The organism is Streptosporangium sp. NPDC053982, from assembly GCF_055585205.1.
Window position 1 is genome coordinate 237,265 of sequence record NZ_JBVJKQ010000008.1, and the last position, 18,710, is coordinate 255,974.

11 protein-coding genes and 1 pseudogene are annotated in these 18,710 nt (G+C 68.0%); 9 read left to right on the plus strand and 3 right to left on the minus strand.

The window, feature by feature from the left end; translation table 11 throughout:
* The first annotated feature begins 293 nt into the window (after positions 1-293).
* The 4 genes from ACZ6W9_RS16480 to ACZ6W9_RS16495 all read left to right on the plus strand — a co-directional run bounded on the left by ACZ6W9_RS16480 (position 294) and on the right by ACZ6W9_RS16495 (position 2,890).
* The gene (locus tag ACZ6W9_RS16480) at positions 294-944 is read left to right on the plus strand and encodes an ATP-binding protein (RefSeq protein WP_470118416.1); all 651 of its coding nucleotides are present in this window, start codon (positions 294-296) and stop codon (positions 942-944) included.
* Between the two features lie 70 nt (positions 945-1,014).
* Positions 1,015-1,668 carry a DUF433 domain-containing protein gene (locus ACZ6W9_RS16485; RefSeq protein WP_470118418.1) on the plus strand — a complete coding sequence of 218 codons (654 nt, stop codon included), beginning with the start codon at positions 1,015-1,017 and terminating at the stop codon, positions 1,666-1,668.
* Positions 1,649-2,098 (plus strand): PIN-like domain-containing protein, encoded by a 450-nt coding sequence (locus tag ACZ6W9_RS16490; protein ID WP_470118420.1) that lies wholly within the window; start codon positions 1,649-1,651, stop codon positions 2,096-2,098. Before ACZ6W9_RS16485 ends, ACZ6W9_RS16490 begins: the two co-directional genes overlap by 20 nt.
* 147 nt (positions 2,099-2,245) lie before the next feature.
* Positions 2,246-2,890: a hypothetical protein gene (locus tag ACZ6W9_RS16495; protein ID WP_470118422.1), complete on the plus strand. Its 645-nt coding sequence runs from the start codon at positions 2,246-2,248 to the stop codon at positions 2,888-2,890.
* Between the two features lie 219 nt (positions 2,891-3,109).
* Here the strand turns inward: ACZ6W9_RS16495 and ACZ6W9_RS16500 are convergent, their stop codons facing one another.
* Positions 3,110-3,493 carry a hypothetical protein gene (locus tag ACZ6W9_RS16500; protein ID WP_470118424.1) on the minus strand — a complete coding sequence of 128 codons (384 nt, stop codon included), beginning with the start codon at positions 3,491-3,493 and terminating at the stop codon, positions 3,110-3,112.
* A 654-nt stretch (positions 3,494-4,147) separates the two neighbouring features.
* Here ACZ6W9_RS16500 and ACZ6W9_RS16505 point away from each other — a divergent pair.
* The 3 genes and pseudogenes from ACZ6W9_RS16505 (at position 4,148) to ACZ6W9_RS16515 (ending at position 8,068) form a co-directional block, all read left to right on the plus strand.
* Entirely contained in the window at positions 4,148-4,855 is a 708-nt protein-coding gene (locus ACZ6W9_RS16505) for a hypothetical protein (RefSeq protein WP_470118426.1), read from the plus strand.
* A gap of 205 nt (positions 4,856-5,060) precedes the next feature.
* A pseudogene (locus tag ACZ6W9_RS16510) lies at positions 5,061-5,177 on the plus strand (hypothetical protein); the annotation flags it as partial.
* Between the two features lie 605 nt (positions 5,178-5,782).
* A complete protein-coding gene (locus ACZ6W9_RS16515; RefSeq protein WP_470118428.1) occupies positions 5,783-8,068 on the plus strand; it encodes an NACHT domain-containing protein in 2,286 nt (761 codons plus the stop codon).
* Positions 8,069-8,092: 24 nt separating this feature from the next.
* Here the strand turns inward: ACZ6W9_RS16515 and ACZ6W9_RS16520 are convergent, their stop codons facing one another.
* Positions 8,093-8,620, minus strand: a complete 528-nt coding sequence (locus ACZ6W9_RS16520; RefSeq protein ID WP_470118430.1) for a hypothetical protein — start codon at positions 8,618-8,620, stop codon at positions 8,093-8,095.
* A 101-nt stretch (positions 8,621-8,721) separates the two neighbouring features.
* On the minus strand, positions 8,722-10,491 hold the full coding sequence (locus ACZ6W9_RS16525) for an alpha/beta hydrolase (RefSeq protein ID WP_470118432.1): 1,770 nt from the start codon (positions 10,489-10,491) through the stop codon (positions 8,722-8,724).
* A 161-nt stretch (positions 10,492-10,652) separates the two neighbouring features.
* Between ACZ6W9_RS16525 and ACZ6W9_RS16530 the strand changes: the two genes are divergently transcribed.
* Both ACZ6W9_RS16530 and ACZ6W9_RS16535 read left to right on the plus strand, forming a co-directional pair.
* Positions 10,653-14,006 (plus strand): hypothetical protein, encoded by a 3,354-nt coding sequence (locus ACZ6W9_RS16530; protein ID WP_470118433.1) that lies wholly within the window; start codon positions 10,653-10,655, stop codon positions 14,004-14,006.
* Positions 14,003-18,664 (plus strand): DEAD/DEAH box helicase, encoded by a 4,662-nt coding sequence (locus tag ACZ6W9_RS16535; protein WP_470118435.1) that lies wholly within the window; start codon positions 14,003-14,005, stop codon positions 18,662-18,664. The genes ACZ6W9_RS16530 and ACZ6W9_RS16535 overlap by 4 nt, the downstream gene beginning before the upstream one ends.
* The last annotated feature ends 46 nt before the right edge of the window (positions 18,665-18,710 follow it).

Genomic DNA, 18,710 nt, shown 5'->3' on the forward strand with positions numbered 1-18,710 from the left:
ATGCTCTCAGCGTAAAGCCTTCCGAGCCGATTCTTCTCCGGAAGGCGAAACATCTGATTTCCCTGGACAGCCGGGCGGATGATCTTCCCTCCCGAAGCGGCCCACCCCGTTCGGGGTCCGTCCGGCTCAAGCGGCATGACCCGCGCGGCAGCCCCCTGCCGCGTCCCAGGTCGTGCCCTCATGGGACCGGCGTCGTGCTCCCATCCCCCGTGGGGAGAGCAGCCGCCCCCGTCTGCGAACGGCGCCGGTCCCATGCCCTGCCGCCTGTCATGCCGACCAGGAACGGGTAGCCGATGACCGACTTCAGCACCGGAAAGCACCACCTGGAACTCCCCCTCTTTGCGACCTCGCCCTACTACGCCCGCGTCCACGTCCAGCGCGTACTGGAGGGCTGGGGTCGGGACGACCTGGTCGATACGGCCCAGCTCATCGTCTCCGAGCTGGTCTCCAACGCCATCAAGGCCCACCTCGCCCCCGTCCCCGGCGCGGACCTGGAGACGGCGACGCCCCCGCCCCCCGACCACATCTGGCTCGACCTCTACCGCCCCGGCGACCCCGACCACACCGAAGCCCGTGAAAGCACCGGAAGTGAGGGGTCCACCGGAGCTGCCGAAGAGCCCGGAAGCCCCAACCCTGGGAGCGCCGCGAACGCGCAGGACGCCCAACGATCCGGTGACCTGGTCGTGCTGCGCGTCTGGGACGCCGCCGGCCGTACCCCGCCGGTCCTCCGCGATCCCGGCCCGGACGACGAGGGCGGTCGCGGCCTCTGCCTCGTCGACCTCCTCGCCCGAAGCTGGGGCCACTACCGCCTCGCCACCGGCGGCAAAGTCGTCTGGTGCGTCCTGACCGCCCCGCCGATGCTTTCCGGCGGCTCGCCCGGTCCCGATGACCCATACGTCCCGCCAGCGGGATCGAAGGCCGGGAGAGGATCGCATAATGCCTGATCAACAGCGGGATATTTGCGATGATGGCCGGGCGGGAACGGGCTTCGCAGCACGGGGAAGGGGTGGGACGGTGGCGTACGATCCGAAGCTCACTGCGGCGCTCTCGGGTGCCACGCTCCGCCAGCTCGCCCACTGGCGCAAGTCCGGAGCGAGCCGGGGCGCGGTGCTGGTGCCGGAGATCTCCGGCACCCGGCCCGTCCTCTACTCCTTCCGTGACGTGGTGGCGCTGCGGACCTGCGTCAGGCTGCGTAATGACGCCTCCCTGCAGAAGATCAGGCGCGCGCTCGACACCCTCCGCGAGGACCTGAAGGAGCGCGACCACCTGTCGTCCTACACGCTGGTCGCCGATGGCAGCAGCATCTACCTCGCCGCCCCCGACCAGGCAGTTGACCTGGTGCGGACGAAGGGCAACGTGGTCATCCACGAGATGGTGGACGTGCTGCGGCCGTTCTACCGCGACGGCCGGCACATCCCCGACCTGTTGCGGCCCCGCGAGCACGTGGCGGTGGACCCGGCGATCCGCGGTGGGGTTCCGGTGATCGACGGCACTCGCGTCCCCTACGACGAGGTCGCCGCGCTGCTCCGGGACGGTATACCACCGGAGCGGATCTCCGACTACTACCCGAGCGTTACGGCTTCGGCGGCGCGCGACGCCGCCGACTTCGCCGACTACGTCGACAGCTACGATCCCCCCAAGGAGCCACGTGAGGCTGCTGCTGGGTGAGAACGTGTCCAAGCCGCTCCACCAGGCCATCGGCGCGTTCGTCGTCGGACACGAGATCGTCCATCTGCTCGACCTCGATCGATGGTCGGGTACGCGGGACGAACGCCTCTACCCTCGGGCGGCGGCCGAGGGGTTCCACGTCATCCTGACCAACGACGCCCGCCAGATGCAGCGCCCCCGGGAGGTCGAGGCGATCGCCGCTTCCGGACTGCACCGGATCGAGTATCCGCACAAGCACCCCGGCCTGATCGGCCTCGGTCTCGCGATCGCCACGGTCGCGGCCGGGCTGCCCGCCGTCCTGACGCTGCTCGCCGAAGCAGATGGGCAGCGCCTGGTGACGCTACGCGGCATAGGCCCGGCCCCGGCAAGCCGTCTGCACGTGATCGACCCGGCCATCGCGCCACCGAAACACTGGCCGGACCTGACGTGATGACTCGCTCATCGTGCCGTGAAGCGTCAGAGGCGTGACCGGAGAAAACGCGAACGCCGGGCTCCCGATTCCATCGGGGGGTTCCTGGCGCCGCTTCCGCGCCCCCAGGGACGCGGCGTCTTCAGTATCTCTCGCGAAGGAGCAACGGTGGGTGGATTCCGTGAATCGCCCATCCCTCTGGCGCGTGCCGTACTGGCGGTGCTGAAAGCGGCTCGTGAGCTGCACGTGGAGATCACCCGAGCGAAGCTCGCACCCCTTATCTACCTGACCGATCTGGACGCCAGCGAGTCGGGGCGCGTCCGGTTCAGCGGTGCCGCCTGGCGCTGGGACGGTCACGGCCCCTACGACCGCGCGCTCATCCACGCCGAGGAGTGGACCGTGGAGAGCGAGTCGGCAGAGCGCCGCTACTCGCCGCCCGCCGAGTACGGCTCGCACGTCCTCTCCCTGACCGTCGACATCGACGACCCACTCGGCCCGGCCGACATGGACTGCGTGCGAACCGTGATCCACCTCCACGGCGGCCGGAGCGAGGCCGACTTGAGCGACCTTTGCCGTGAGACCGCTCCGATCGTGGAGGCGTACGCGGCCGGTGGGCGGGGAGTCCTGCTCGACCTCGACCGGGCGCGTCGCCGTAGGCAGGCGGAGGCGCTCCGCGAGCGATGCAGGACGCGACGCGAGGCCCGGCCGCCGCAACACGACGACCCCGGTGTCGGCGAGGTGCTCAGGTCGGAGTTCCTGGAAACGCGAGACGGTCTGCGCCGAACCAACACGAGGGTCCTCGGCGATCGGTGAAGATGAAATCCGCTGAAACGCGATGGCCGGGTGCCCGTCATGCGGCGGGAAACCCGGCCTCACTTCGCGGTTCGTACCCGACCGAGCACTGCTCATGTTAACCGGGCCACCGCACGTATCAACCGCTTACGCCGACCCGCGGGCCGGAGGGGAAAGGTTTCGAGACGCTCCATGAAGACACCGCCTTGCGAAGCATCAGCTGGATCTGACGTCGCTCTCCTAGCACGCGTTGTCGGTGATTCTTCCGGTGATCCGCGCGTTGTTCATGGCGGCGAGCCGCGACGCCTCATCGAAGTCGGCGGCGCAGACGAAACCGTGACGGGTGACGGAGTAAGGCTCCGACACCCAGCGTCCGGGGTTCGCTATACAGGCGGCTTCGCTGTAGCCGACGGCAGAGCAGGCCGGGCTGCTGATGTGGACCTGCCTCGTCTGTATCGCGGTCCACTCGGTCTCGTAGGCCAGGTCGGCCCCCGTGGCACCCCCATCGTCGGTGGTGCCTGAGTCGTCGGCCGAGCCATCGCTGACCGACAGGGTGTCGCCGTTTCCATCCGAGGCCGGGGTCGAGTGTGGCCGAAAGACAACGACCCAGAATACGAGAACCATGACTCCGACCAGAAACCCCGCGATCACAGCGGTCTTCGTGCCGCTGTGCCGCGACGCCTTCGGCGGCGGCCCAAGCTCTCTGTCCGAGGTGGGGACATCGGTTGCGGAGTCGGCGGCCGATACGCCACTATCTGGAACGGTCCACCAGTTCCAGTACGGCGGAGCGGCGGGCCAGTCTTCGTCGGGACCGCCCCAACCTGGTGTGGGCTCCCAGTCGGCCGGAACGGGAGGCCATCCCGGTGGAGGATTGAACTGCCATTCGGCACCTGGACGCGGGGGGATGCGCACGGTATTCCTGTCGGTCGAGACCTGGTGGGCCGGGAGGCCAAATTATGCATGCCGAGAAGGTTCGATGTCCATCGGCCCACGATCCCTATGTAAGGGACAAGTAAGGGCAGGCCATCGACGCTTTCTCGTGTCGTTGAGAACGCTGTTCTGGATTATCTGCATGATCTGAGACGAGCACCCTTGAACACTCCTCCATGCCCGGGCATCGGCTGGCGATTCAATGCCCCTCCTGGTTGGCCGACTCCCCCTGAAGGCTGGGTTCCCACTGTGGCCTGGGGAGGGCCTGAAGACGATTGGCCCGCGGCGCCCCCGTACTGGCGCTGGTGGATCCCGGAGGAAAACGCCGGAGACCTCTCTGTTTCCAATGTGGATCCGACACCGGAGAGGTCGTCAGGGAAGCGCGGGCTGGTCGCGGTCATCGCACTCGTCGCGGCGGTGGGAGTCGTGATAGCGGTCTTCGTCTCCGTTCATCGCTCAGGTGAGAGCGAGTCCCGTGTGCGGCAGGTCGCCGCCGAAACCGGGATGATAACGGACTCTTCAACTGCTGTTGCCGTCTCAGCGCCGGCCTCTCCGGCATCGGCCTCTCCGACGGTGCAGGAGACGGAGAGCGAGGAGGAGGCGTCTGCGGCGCACGAGCAGGCGGTAGCGGTCGACGAGTTGCTCGGTTTGAGCGAGCCCAGTCGCGGGGCCCTGCGTCGTGGCATCGAGCAGGTCCTCGGCTGCGCGGACGCCGAAGAGGGAGCCGAGACCATCCGCCGGGTGATCGGCGAGCGAAAGAAACAGCTCGCCCAGGCCGAAGAGCTCACCGTCGCCGCCCTTGAGGGTGGTGACGCGCTGAAAACAGCGCTCGTGGACGCGCTCTCCGCCTCCTACCGCGCCGACCGGTCCTATTCAAAATGGGCTGAGCGCTTCAGATCCGGTCGCTGTCACGGGAAAACCGTGGGTGATCCCGCCTATGACTCCGGGAATTCCCTGTCCGCCGTCGCCTCCACAGCTAAGGAGAGTTTCGTGGCGTTGTGGAATCCGATCGCCGACCAGGAGGGGCTGGCGACCCGCGCTCCGGATGAGATCTGATGCTCCGCCCAACCGGTGTCACCGTACCGGCAGACCCGCCGGGAGGGCATGGAAGGGACAACGCGGATGACGCTACCCGCCCGCGACGCTCTCGGGCGCCACACTCCGCGAGCGCGCCCACTGGCGCAAGTCCGGAGCGAGCCGGGGCGCGGTGCCGGAGATCTCCAGTACCTGACCCGTCCTCTACTCCTTCTGCGGCGGAGTTCCAGCGATCGGAGACACCGGTGTCCCCTACGACGAGGTCGCCGCGCTGCTCCGGGACGGGATCCCACCGGAGTGGATCTTCGACTATCACCCGGGCGTCACGGTTCCGGTGACCTAGGATGCCACCGACTTTGCCGCTTACGTTGACAGCTACGACCTCTTAGAAGCCGCGCGCGATTACTGTCAATGAAGGCATATCCCATGGCCACAGTTCTCCGGCTCCATCTCTGACAACGTAACTGAGCGCCAAGGGCACTGGCACAGCGGCGGCGCCTATGGCGATGACACAAAGATCATCGGCCGTAAACAGGTCATCACCAGCGGAAATCTTGGTCTGCTACTGACGGTGATAGTTGGCGCGACCCATGCGCAACCCTACTGAGGTACGAATTGTCAAATATGTACCTATTTCATGCTTATTGAGTGCTTTTCGGCAGCTAGGGCTCGTTGGGCGACTAGTGAACCTGGGCGCATTAGCGGCAATCGGCGCGCCTCCACGGTTGACTATGCGGAGACTCCCTGGTCAAGGGCCCGGAGCGAGGTCAATCGGGCAGGGCCGATGTGGCGCATATCAGTTCCCGAGCGTCTTCTGGTTCCTGTGAGGCTGTGTCGAGATGTCCTCATGTGGCCTACTTTCACAGCAGAAAGCTTGATTGTGCTGCGAAAGATAGGAGTTTCAGGCTAAAGTAGGACGTTCTGGCAATGTTACGGCAAGGGGACACCATGGTGGAGCAGGAAGAGACGGGTCCGGAGTTTGAGGAACGTGCTCTGAAGTTAGCGAGATCCATCCATGACCATCTAGGAATTCAAGGAGCGGTGATGCATGGAGGACGTGAAAGAGACGCTGTGTTTATCGGCGACGACTCCATTCACGCCTACGAGTTCACTATTCGACGAGATGCTGAAAAAGCGAGAGGAGATACTAGGAAGCTACGCGATCTGCTAGTCGAATTGCAGCGTCAACCAGCTAATGCTTTTAAGAGCTTGACTGGCTGGTTCGTCACTAGAGATGAGCCGACCGCCGATCAGAGGGCCGCGATCGCGCGTGAGCTTAAAAATTCTAAGGTAGTGGTTCATGCCATAAGCATTGGCACCTTACAGCGGCGCCTTTGCGACTCTGAGGCGTATCTTTCGGCTAGAAGCAATGCTCCGTTCGGGAGTATTTCTTATTCTGTTCGTCAGAGTCTTCCAGATGTGAAGGTTCAAATATCCTTTGCTGGAAAGGGTATCTCGGAACTGACCATTAAAGAACTCGCGGATAAGCTTCTTTCGGGGCAAGACTTCCTTCTTATTGGCGAGTTCGGGGTAGGTAAAAGCCATGCGCTGCGCGATGTCTTTGTGGAGCTAAGGAAGCGTCATTTTAGAAGCAAGAAGCTCACTCCATTTCCTATGCATATAAATCTAAAAGATTGTGTAGGTCTTAAAACGCCGGCCGAAATTATACGACGTCATGCTGAGGAGATAGGATTTCCTAACGCCAGTAGCTTGATTTCTGCTTGGCGAGCAGGTGCCTGCGTGCTTTTGCTTGACGGCTTTGACGAGATCGTGCCCCCTCGTTGGTTGGGTAGCGCGTCCGATTTGAAGGACTTTCGCTGGGAGGCTCTGTCGCCTGTGCGGCGTCTAATTGAGGAGGCTCCCAGTAATGCTGGAGTCATTACGTGCGGACGTTCGCACTATTTCTCATCACTTGCTGAGATGGTTACTGCATTAGGGTATGAATCAGAGTCCAATATTCTGAACCTTCAAGATTTTACACGAGAGCAGCTCGATAAGTACCTAGAGCTTGTCGGTGTGCAATGGAAGATCCCCGAATGGATGCCGGCCCGTCCGCTTCTTCTCGGCTACTTGGTGGCCATGGGAGCATTTAGCGATGTTGATCCCACGCTTACTTCTCCTGTAGTGGCATGGCGTAGGTTCTTTCAGTTGCTGTGTGAACGGGAGTCCCGGATGTTCACTGCAGTGCGCCCAGAGATCATCAAGCACTTAGTTTCCCGAGTAGCCACAATTGCTCGTTCAAGAGGAGATGAGACCGGACCCGTAAACATGGATATGTTGCGGGAGGCGTTCATTGACGTCAACGGTAGGGAGCCCGATGCCGAGGGGTCCCAGGTCCTCCTCCGTCTTCCCGGACTAGCCCTTGGTGATTCCAGCGCCGAGAGCAATTCGGATGATGAACGACGTTTCTTTGTGGATAGAAACCTCGCAGAAACAGCTTACGGGGAAGACCTCGCTCGATACCTTACAGCTCCCTATGATAATCACCCGCTATCAAGAAGCGCCTCTTGGGCTTCAGCGGCAGGCGAACTCGGGATCGGAGCGGCTGCCGCAGCACTCTTAGAAGAGAATACGACCTCTAGCGCTGTGCTTGCGGCAGCAAATAGGCGCCAGAATAATCATCAATTCGATGCTGTTTTGGCCGATGCGCTTAGGGTCTGCGCCGAGCTGGGAGTAGAACAAAAATCTGTTCGTAACAACTTTCTTGTGGAAGGGGTTCTTTTTCACTTCATCTCGGTTTCTGGGGACGATCCCATCTTATCGCGAGTCACATTTAAAAACTGCGTATTCGAAGTTCTGGATATGTCCGATGCGGAGCAAGATGCTCGGCATCCACTCTTTCAGTCGTCGCTCATTGGCTACATGGATGGGCTATCTCGGATCCCCTCGTGGCTGGAAAGCAGCTTTGACCAGTGTGACATCGAGTCATATTCGGATCAGCTCCAAACAACTGCAGGCATCATGGAGCTAAGAATTCCACCTGAGCGGCGTATTGCGCTAACGATTCTGAAGAAAATATATAATCAACCAGGTAGTGGGCGCAGGGAAGGGGCTTTGTCGAGGGGTATCGATATGAGAAGCCGCGAACTCGTTCCCGAGGTCATTGCGAAACTTATTTCGAGCGGCTGGATCCTGCGGGCTCCGACTGGCAGGGAAACGATATATGTCCCCGTTAAGGGGAGAAGGGCTGAAGCGCTGAGGATCCTTAACGATCCTGCGAACTTTCGCCTTTAGCTTCTATGCTGGTCGGACCATTAGTTAGGCGGAGGTCGGTGAGGAGGACTTGTCGGGGCGGAAGCACGGGGACCCCACCGACAGCAGGATCTGCGGGGTGGAGTCTCGTTCGACGGTGTCCAGGGCGAGGCGGAAGTCATCGCCGGTCCGCCCGGAGAGCTGCGGCTCACCCATGTCGAAGGCGTATTCGTTGGTGATTCTGTGCCCGGCCTTCTTCCAGTTGGCCTGGATCTGTCGGGCCGCCTCGACGATACGGTCCTTGGGAATCCCGGTGAGGTAATACTTCCTGATCACGTAGACCTTGCCGGTAGGGGTGTTCCCCTCATCGGGAAGGCAGGTCTGACTGCCGGGACTTGTCGGGATGAGGTCCATGCCGGGGGCCGGCGTCACCCCCACGAGGACCGTGTGAATGAGATCCTCCGCCCGGGCGGTGGCCTGGGCTTCGGTGATGTCCGGTCCGTCATCCATTGGCGACTCCTTCGTGCAGCCACTGAGCCAGCCGATCATCGCCAGCGCGGTGAGCACCGCGAACACACGCAGTCGCCGTTCCATGGGTTCCCTTCACCATTCGTTTGGCTGATCGACGGCTGTCCCGGCCGGCGCCCGGTGTGATTCTCTTCATGACGTGGCTTCTCATGAGAACGTGCTGCCGTTCATAGAAAGGGTACGAACATTTTCTCGACTTTGTCGGTCTTCCCGGTGACGATGCGGCCGATGTTACGCAGGGAGTCCGAACGATCCTGCCAGTAGTCGGAGTGGCCGCCCTCGCCGGCGCGGAAGCGGATGGCCCCGAACTCCGGGGAGTCCGGATCCCCGCCGAATCGCCCGAACTTGGCGACGGGGTCGTTGTCGCTGGCCCCTACCCACACGTGGTCCCTGCCCATGCTCAGCTGGTCGGCGTGTGAGGTGCTGACACCGGGGCTGCCGACGAACACCACGTCGTCGGCGAACGTCCCGGGGCGCAGCCTGGTGGCCTTGCCGGTGGTCAGTGAGCCGTAGCTGTGACCGACCATGGTCAGGCGGGCCGGCACGGCGAGGTCGTGGGTGGCGTGCAGCCCGTCGGCGAAGGAGGCCAGTTCCTGGGCGCCTTTGTCGGCGGCTCCATCGAAGGCCACGGAGTGACCCGGAGTGAGGGTTCCCATGGCCTGGGGGGCGTCGTAGCCGAGCCAGGCGATCGAGGCCGTCCGCTTGTCAGGAGCGAGTTCGGCCGCCACCTTCCAGGTAGTCAGGGAACGGTCGAAGTCGGTGCCGTCGCCTTCCACCGTGGTGGAGAACCCCGGCACGTACGCGGTGATGTTGTTCGCCTTGTCGGGGTCGCCGTACGACAGCACCGCGCGGCCATGTCCGTGCACCGCGTCGAAGCTGAGCAGCAGCGCCGGGGGCACACCGTCCTGTCCTCCCTTGGCGAGGGCCGTCTTCACCGCCTGGACCCTCTTCAGCATGTCGCCGATCTGCGTGGCCGCGGCCGACACCGCGCGGGGGTCGGCGAGAGCCGGGAACCGTCCGCCGCGCGCGCCCTGGTCAAGCTCCGACAGTTGCTTGGTCAGGCGCTTCTCCTCGTTGGCGAGGAAGGTCCGGTTGAGCTGGTCGCGGGTGGCGGAGGGCAGCCCGTTCAGTGAGCCGACCAGGCCCGGGGCCGCACCGCCCAGCTTCTTCGCGGTGGCCGGGTCCAGCGCCTCCCACCAGGCTTTGACCCGCCCCGCCAGGCTGGCATCCTTGCCTCCGCGCTGAATGTCCAGAAGACCCTTCAGGGCGTCGGCGTCTCCCTTGCCCGCGCGGGCGAGCAGGTCCCTGGCCTTGCTCGGGGCGGTGTCGGACGCGCCGAACAGCTCGTAGGCAGCGGTGGCCGCACCGATCATGCCCGCCCCAGGGAACGGTCCCACGAGGGGGAGCCCGCTCTCGGTCGTCGGCACCCTGCGCTTGATGACGTCCAGGCGTCTGCGCAGTTCCCTCGTCTGGGTCTCGGCCCAGGCTCCGGCGGCGCCGACCGTACGGCCCGCGCCGGGGGCCACGCATAGTGCCGAGCAGGCGCTCTGCAACTGGGAGCCGGCCGCCGACAGCGTGTCGCCGGCCCGGTCGAGCTCTTTGACGAGGACCTCCATCTGGCCCTCATCTATCCCCCTGAAACCACCGGTGCCCGCACTCATCGTCGTCGGCATCGGGGTGGTCACGTGCAGGCGCGGGGGAGCGGGCCCGTCCTCGCGCACGATCAGTTCGGCGAGTTCGTCCAGCGCCGACTGGAAGGCCTGCTGGATCCGCGTGCGGTGGGCGAACAGTTCCTTGCTGAAATTGGCCGCCCCGCCGCCCACCCAGGCGTTGGTCTGCATCGTCTGGGCCGCCTTGTTCAGCGCGGGGGCGTTGACCTGCGCGAGCTCGGCGATTCTCTGGTATGCCGCGATCGCAGATTTCGCGGTGGCTGTCATACCGGGAGATGTCACCGGCGCATTTAATCACGTATGTGATCGTTGCTCCAGAGTTAATGAGCGACCGCCTGGAGTTCCGCTCGGCGCCGCGATTTGTCACAGACCGAAATCGATTCCCGCTTCCTGTTCCATATTCCGCTGAAGATCATTACCTTTCTGGGATGGAAGGTTCCAAAGCGGGGTCCGTACGGAAGGTCAAGCCGCTGGAGCTGCTCGACCTCCGGGAACACGCCTGGTCCAGGCGGCTGCGCGGTTCGTCCCTGGTCGCCGAGGTGGACGTCAAGGACGTCCACAGCGAACAGGTCGCGGCGGTGCTCGGGCCGGTCTACAAGAAATGGGTGGCCGCCGGGAAGCCGCCCGAGAGGTTCTTCACCCGCTGGCCCGCCTGCGTCGCGGTCGCCGTCACCGGGATCGCCGCCCGCGGCTACCGGCGGGGCACGCTCTGGCCCGAGCTGTGGAACGCCATCCGGTTCACCGCCCTTCCAGAGGACCGCGCCGTCTGGGGACAGGGCTTCGCGGCGGCGCTCGGTTCCCTCGGCCTGCCGGCTTTTCCCGACATGCCGATGCCGTACCTCGGCCCGATCCTCATGCACACCGGCATCCCGACGTTCTGCCTGGAGGACTACTTCCGGCTGATCGTCCAGCGCCGGACGGCGGAGCGGGGGCTGGACGCCGAGGGGTTCCTGGCCTGGGCGACCGAGCCGGGCAAGGAGAAGCGCATCCAGGAGCTGGACGTGCCCGCGCGGCGTTTCCTGCAGCACGGCACCGAGTTCGCCGCCGACTTCGTCGAGCGCAGCTTCGACCTGCTCGACCGGCTCCGCGACGCCGACCCCGACCTCGACGGCGTCGGGCTGCCGGTCCGGGTGGTCGTCCGCGCCCAGGAGCTGGCCGCCGAGAAGCGTCTCGGCCTCGGCTCCCGGCGTTCGGCCGGCGGGGGCGGGCCCCGGGCCGAACGACCCCGGATCGCCCTCGACCCCTTCGGCCGCGGCGTCGAGGTGGTGCTGCCCGCGACCAGCGACGCCCCCGACGGGATCGCCCGCTGGAACGTCACCGCAGACGGGGTGACCACCACGGTCCGCAGCCAGGCGCTGTGGGTCGGGGCGGCGGAGGGCGCCCCCTCGACCTCCTTCGGGCTGCCCCGGCCGGTCCGGACGGCGGTGGTCGCGCTGGCGGGGTGGAACCACCAGATCGAGCTGCCCGTCGTCGATCCCGCCGCGCCGCTGCTGGTCTTCGCCGAGGACGGCCGGCGACTGCCGCCGAGCCTGCCGCTGCCCCCGGACGTGGTGTGGGCGGTGTACCCGGCCGAGCACGAGCTGGTGGCGGACGGCACGCTCGCGGTGACGATCGAGGGGCAGCTCCCCCTGGGTTGGAACGGCTGGTGCCTGCGGCAGGTCTCGCTGGAGGGGGCGCGCTCGCTGGGGCTCGCCGGGATCCCCGGGAGCAGGCGTCCGGTGCGCGGCCACTCCCACCCGCGCGTCGTCACCGGCGACCCGGTGCCGGGGGTGGCCACGCCGTACGGTTCCCCGGTCCACGCGCGGGCGCCGGAGGTGTGGCTGCCGGGTGAGGTCGGGGCCGAGACGACCTGGCGGATCGACGTCCGCCGCAGCGGGGACGACACCGTCGTCCTGTCGCGCGGCTACATGACCACCGAGCCCCGCTCGGTCACCGACCTGTGGGACGGGCTGCCCCGGCCGCTGCTCGGCTCCTTCGACCTCGTGGTCCGCGGCCCGCTCGGGCGCGGCGTCCGGCGGACGGTGTTCGTCGCCGAGGGGCTGGGGGTGCGGTTCACCCCCCGGGTCCGGGTGTTCGGCATGTCCGGTCTGGCCGACGGGCGGGCCGAGCTGTCGGCGGCCGTCGGAGCCCGGGCCAACCCTCGTGTGCTGTCCTTTTCCGCCGACCGGCTCAGGGAGGTGGCCGAGTACCGGACGGAGGAGGGCTCCCAGCCGCTGGTGGTCACCCCTCCGCACGTCCAGGTGCTGCGCGAGGGCGGCGCCGACGCACAGGGCTGGCAGGCCGGGCCGTTGTGGCTCGTCACGGACGAGTTCTCCGACGAGCCGGGGGCGCTCCTCGTGCGGGTCCCGGAGGCCCGCGCTCTCCCGCCGATGCGGGTGGCCGCCGGGAGCGGGGTCGTCCAGGACGTCCCGGCCAGCGGCCGGATCCAGGGCGGAACGGCCCGGTACGACCTGGTCAGGATCGCCGACACGGTCAGGGCGTACCAGCGGGCCGACCTGCTGCTGGAGGTGGACGACGAGGTCGTCCGGCTCGCGAGCGTACGGCCCCGCCGACTCGCGCTGGGCGCCGAGCACGCCGGCGACCACCTCAGGCTCGACGACTGCGCGGCCGTCGAGGGGCTCACCGCGGGCGTCTACGCCACGACGGCCCCCTGGCGCGAACCCTGGATCGTGCCGGTGGAGGACGGCGGCCTGGTGCCGCTGCCCGAGGAACTGCGGGACGCCGGGCCGCTCCTGGTGTTCCTCCAGGTCGAGGAGCAGTGGGCGCCCGCGGAGTGGCCGCGCTGGCCCGAGCACTTCCTGCCGGTGGACGGGCGGGGCCACCTGACCGGCGACGACCCGGAGGAGACGGCCCTGTCCCGGTTCGCCGCCGGGGAGGGGGAGTGCCCGCAGGAGGTCGAGGACCTCGGGCGGGTCTGGGTCATGGTGGAGCTCGCCCGGGAGCTCTGCGCCCCTTCCGACGTGCAGAGGTTCCTCCAGGAGTGCTCGCGGCCGTTGCAGCGGCGCCCGTCCGCCGCGCTGGTCGCGCTGGCCGAGCTGGGCCTCGAACCCGGTCGCGCCCTGGTCGCGCTGATCTCCTCCGGCCTGGCGGCGACGGCCGTACCGGACCTCGAACGCGCCGCGGCGGCCCGGAAGATGTGGCCCGTCCTACCGGGTGCCGCCGTACTCGCCGGGGACCTCGCCGACGGCGACTGCCGAGCGGCGGCGGAACGGCAGTGCGGGGACTCCCTGACCGAGATCAGGGAGAAGGGATCCGACCCGCACGCGGCGGTCGGGCGGTTCGGCCCCGAGGTCGAGCGGATGGTCCACCTGACCCCCGAGCAGATCGAGGGCATCTGGCGGGCCGCCGACGTCGTGCCCCGCGCGCTGCTCGACGCCGACAGCCGGGCCGCCGCCGCGCGCCGCCTCTTCGACCTGCGGGAGGAGGACGCCGTCGGCGAGCTCGGCAGGCTCGCCTCGTATGTCGTTAGAACGGCGCGCACGCTGATCCGGCGGCCACGCCTCGTGCGCCAGCTCGAACAGCGCGGCCACCCGGGAGGCAGGGGCGGCTGGTACGCCCTCTCGGCGGCCTCGGCGGCGTTCGCGCTCACCGCCCGGCTCGCCGCCAGAGGCGACGCCGGATGCCGGTCCGCGGAGCAGACGTTCCGTGCCGACTGGGCCAGGCTCGCCGCCGTGGCCCCCCAGCTCGTGACCACCGACCTCATCCTGGCCGAGCTCCTGGCCGGAGCCGAGCGGGCCGGCGAGAAGCTCGACGAGAAGGCAGAGAGGACGGAGACGCAGTGAGCCACACTCTGGACCCGCTGGGCACCAGCGACCTGATCATCGCCAGCTACCGCCGCTACCTGCGGTCGCTGCTGCCGGTGCGCGAGCCGCGCATCGCGGAGGCGCTGGCGGCGGAGATCTCCCGCAGTCCCATGCTGACCAAGGGGCCGCTGCTGGAGGCCACCCCGCCGTACGCGACCGGGGCCACCCCGGAAGGGCTCATCGCCGAGGGCGTCCTCGACCCGGCGTTCCACGCGCTGGCCGGCACCAAACTGCCGCTCGACAGGCCGCTGTACCGACACCAGGAGAACGCGCTCCGCAAGGCCGTACAGGGACGTAACCTGGTGGTCGCCACCGGAACCGGCTCCGGCAAGACCGAGAGCTTCCTGCTGCCCATCCTCAACTCGCTGCTCGCCGAGCACTCACGTGGCGGACTCGGCCCCGGGGTGCGGGCGCTGCTCCTCTACCCGATGAACGCGCTGGCCAACGACCAGCTCAAGCGGCTGCGCGAACTGCTCGGGCACGTGCCGCAGATCACCTTCGGCCGCTACACCGGTGACACCCCGGAAAGCGCCCGGGTGGGCGCGGACACGTTCGAATCACTCAACCCCGACCAGCCCCGGCTGCCCAACGAGCTCCTCAGCCGGGAGGAGATGCGGGCCACGCCGCCCCACCTGTTGCTGACCAACTACGCCATGCTGGAGTATCTCCTGCTGCGGCCCGCCGACCTGGAGTTGTTCGAGGGGCAGGGCTGGAGGTTCGTCGCACTCGACGAGGCGCATGTCTACGACGGCGCCAAGGCCGCCGAGCTGGCCATGCTGCTGCGCCGCCTGCACGACCGGGTCGCCCCGGGGCAGACGTTGCAGTGCATCGCCACGAGCGCGACGGTCGGCGACGACCCGGCCGCGGTGACCGGTTTCGCCACCAAGCTGTTCAACGTGCCCTTCGAGTGGGAGCCCGGGGACACCTCCCGGCAGGACCTGGTGCGGGCCACCCGGGTGAGGATGCCCGCCGAACCCTTCTGGGGGCCGCTGCCGGCCGAGGCGTACCGCGAGCTGGCCGCGGCCGGAGACCCCGGCGCTGACCTGCTGCGGCTGGCCAAGGAGCACGGCTTCACCGCCGACGACCCCGGGACGGCGCTGGCCCACGAGCGGGGCATGGCCGAGCTGCGCACCCGGCTGGCCGCCGCGCCCGAATCGTTCGGCGAGCTCGCCGGACTGCTCTTCGACCCCCACGAGCGGCCGGAGACGGCTCTGGCCGCGCTGGTGGCCGTGGGCAGCAAGGTCCGCGACGCGGCCGGCTCCCCGGTGCTGTCCGCCCGCTACCACCTCTTCGCGCGGGCCACCGAAGGGGCGTTCACCTGCCTCACCGAGACCGGCCCGCATGTCTCCCTGGGCCGCCGGGAGGTCTGCGACTCCTGCCGCGGGGCCGTGTTCGAGTTCGGTGCGTGCAAGCGCTGCGGCGCCGTCCACCTGCTCGGCGCGGTACGGCCGGGCGACGACGGCCACGTCTTCGCGCCGAGGATCAAGAAGGACGAGCGCCGGGTGTGGCTGCTCCTCGGCGACTCTCCCGTCGTGGCCGACGAGGACGACGAGGACATGGAGGGCGCCACACGGGTCACCGGGGAGGACGCGTTCCTCTGCGCCTCCTGCGGAGGGCTGCACTCCTCGCCCCGGCTCCTGTGCGGGCGGAAGGGCTGCGACTCGACGACGCTCTGGCCGGTCCGGCGGCTCAACACCCACCAGGACTCCCCGTCGGGCTGCGTCTCCTGCGGCGCGCGGGGCACGGGGATGGTCCGGCGGTTCGAGAGCGGCAACGACGCGGCGGTGGCCGTCCTGGCCAGCGCTCTCTACCAGGCGCTGCCGCCCGCCGCCGATGACCTGGCCGACCAGCCGGGGGAGGGGCGCAAGCTCCTGTCGTTCAGCGACAGCCGGCAGGCGGCCGCCTTCTTCGCCCCCTACCTCGAATCCAGCTACTCCGGCATCCAGCACCGCCGCCTCATCCTCGAAGGGCTCACGGCGGCCACCCGCGACGACGAGGCGGTCGGCGTCGCCGACCTCACCTACCACGTGGCCAAGGCCGCCGACCGGGCGCACGTCTTCACCCGGCGCATGTCCCGCCAGCAGCGCGAACGCGAGGCGGCCCTGTGGGTCATGCGGGAGCTCGTCGCCTTGGACGACCGCCAGTCCCTGGAAGGGCTGGGCCTGTTGCGGGTCGACCTGGACCGCGACCGGCGGTGGACCGTACCGCCGGTGCTGCGCTCTCTCGGCCTGTCCGCCGAGGAGGGCTGGGCGTTGCTGTCGGAGCTGTTGCGCAGCCTGCGTCAGCAGGGCGTCGTCACCATGCCGGAGGAGGTCGACCCCCGCGACGAGGCGTTCGACCCCCGTCGCGGTCCCATCTACGTGCGCGAGGACGGCTCCGAGCCGCCCCGGAAGGTGCTGAGCTGGCTGCCCACCCGGGGGATGAACCGCCGCCTCGACTACGTGATCCGCGTCCTGGAGAGGCTCGGCGCGCCCGCCGACCCCATGGAGGTGCTGCGCGGATGCTGGAAGCTGATCACCGCGCAGCGGGACGGCTGGCTCGCCGCCGACACCGTCCGCGGCCTGGGGACGGTCCGGCAGATGGACCACACCTGGCTGCGGCTCGCGCCCGCCGAACCGGACCGGCCCCTGCACCGCTGCGACCTGTGCCGGAGGGTCACCGCCGTCTCCGTCCGCGAGGTCTGCCCGACCATGGGCTGCCGGGGCGCGCTCAGGCCGTTCTCCGTTCCGCCGACGGCCGAGGACGACAACCACTACCGGGCGATGTACCGGTCCATGACCCCGGTGCCGCTGGTCGCCCGGGAGCACACGGCCCAGTGGACCGGCCTGGAGGCGGCCGACATCCAGCAGCGGTTCCTGCGCGGCGAGGTCAACGTCCTGTCGTGCTCCACCACGTTCGAGCTCGGCGTGGACGTCGGTGAGCTGCAGTCGGTCGTGCTGCGCAACATGCCCCCGACCACCGCCAACTACGTCCAGCGAGCCGGGCGCGCGGGACGCCGTACGGACTCGGCGGCGCTCGTGGTCACCTACGCGCAGCGGCGCTCGCACGACCTCTCCCGCTACCAGGACCCCGTGTCGATGATCGCCGGTGAGGTGCGCGCGCCGTACGTGCCGCTGGGCAACGAGCGCATCGACCGGCGGCACGCCCACTCGATCGCGCTGTCGGCGTTCTTCCGGCACGCCCGGCGGACCACCGGGGAGACGTGGGCGACCGCGGGCGAGTTCTTCCTGCCCCAGGCCGGGACGGTGGCCGCCTCACGGGTGCGGTCCTTCCTGTCGCCCGTGCCGCGCGACGTCATGGAGTCACTGTTGCGGGTGCTTCCTCCCGAGGTGCAGCGGGAGATCGGCGTGAACGACGGCGCGTGGGTCGACAGGCTGGGGGAACTGCTCGAAGAGGTCAGGGCCCAGCTCGCCTACGACGTGGCGATCTTCGAGGAGCGACGCCGCCAGGCGTACGAGGCGCGCCAGGACCACCTGGTCGCCCGGTACGCCAAGACGGTCAACACGCTGACCCGGCGCAACCTGCTCGGCTACCTCGCCAACCGCAACGTGCTGCCCAAGTACGGCTTCCCCGTCGACACCGTGGAGCTGCGGACGTCCTACTCGGGCGAGGCGGTCGGCGCCAAGCTGGAGCTTACCCGCGATCTGTCGGCCGCCATCTACGAGTACGCGCCCGGCGCCGAGGTCGTCGCGGGCGGCCTGCTGTGGCGCTCGGGAGGGGTCTACCGGCTGCCGGACCGGGAACTCGTCGGCAAGCACTACCTGGTCTGTGAGCACTGCCAGCACTACCGCGAGAGCGACGAGCCTCTCGACCCGGCGTGCCCCTCCTGCTCGACCGTGGCGCGGCAGGCATCCCGGCAGTACTACGTGCCGGAGTTCGGCTTCGTCGCGGACGCCAAGCCGTCGAAGACGACGACCACCCCGCCGAAGCGGAGCTGGAACGGCGCGACGCACGTCCTGTCGCTGGCCGCCGAGGTGGAGGAGACCACCTGGAAGGCGCCGAACGGCGGGACGCTCTGGGGCCGCGCCGGCTCACGCGGCCGGCTGATCGCCCTCTCCGAGGGACCGACCGGGGGCGGCTACCTGATCTGCGACTGGTGCGGCGCGGGGATGCCCCTGAACACACGGGCAGCCAAGACGCACACCCATCTCCTGCGGGGGTCCGAGTGCTCCGGACCCCTGCGGCGGCGCTCGCTCGCCCACCCCTACGAGACCGACCTCCTCGAGCTGGTCTTCGACCGCCTGGCCATGCCGCTGGCGGCGGGCCCCGCGCACTGGCGCTCCACCCTCTACGCCCTGCTGGAGGGGGCGGCCGAGCGGCTGGAACTCAGCCGGGACGACCTCGGCGGCACGCTGTACGCCCAGCCGGGCGGCGAGACCGGGCTGGTCATGTTCGACGCCGTGCCCGGCGGGGCGGGGAGCGTGCTGCGCATCGCCCGATCCCTGGACGACGTCGTGGAGACCGCCCACGCCAGGGTGTCGGACTGCGACTGCGGCGAGGAGACCTCCTGCTACGGCTGCCTGCGCAGCTTCGGCAACCAGGCGTATCACGAGGACCTCAGCCGGGCCGCGGCGATTCAGGCGCTGCGGCCCCTGGTGACGGGAGGACGACTGGTGGCCGCCGAGCGCTGGCCCTGAGTCTCCGGAGCGGCTCACGCGTTCAGTCCTGGACCCGGTCCACCGC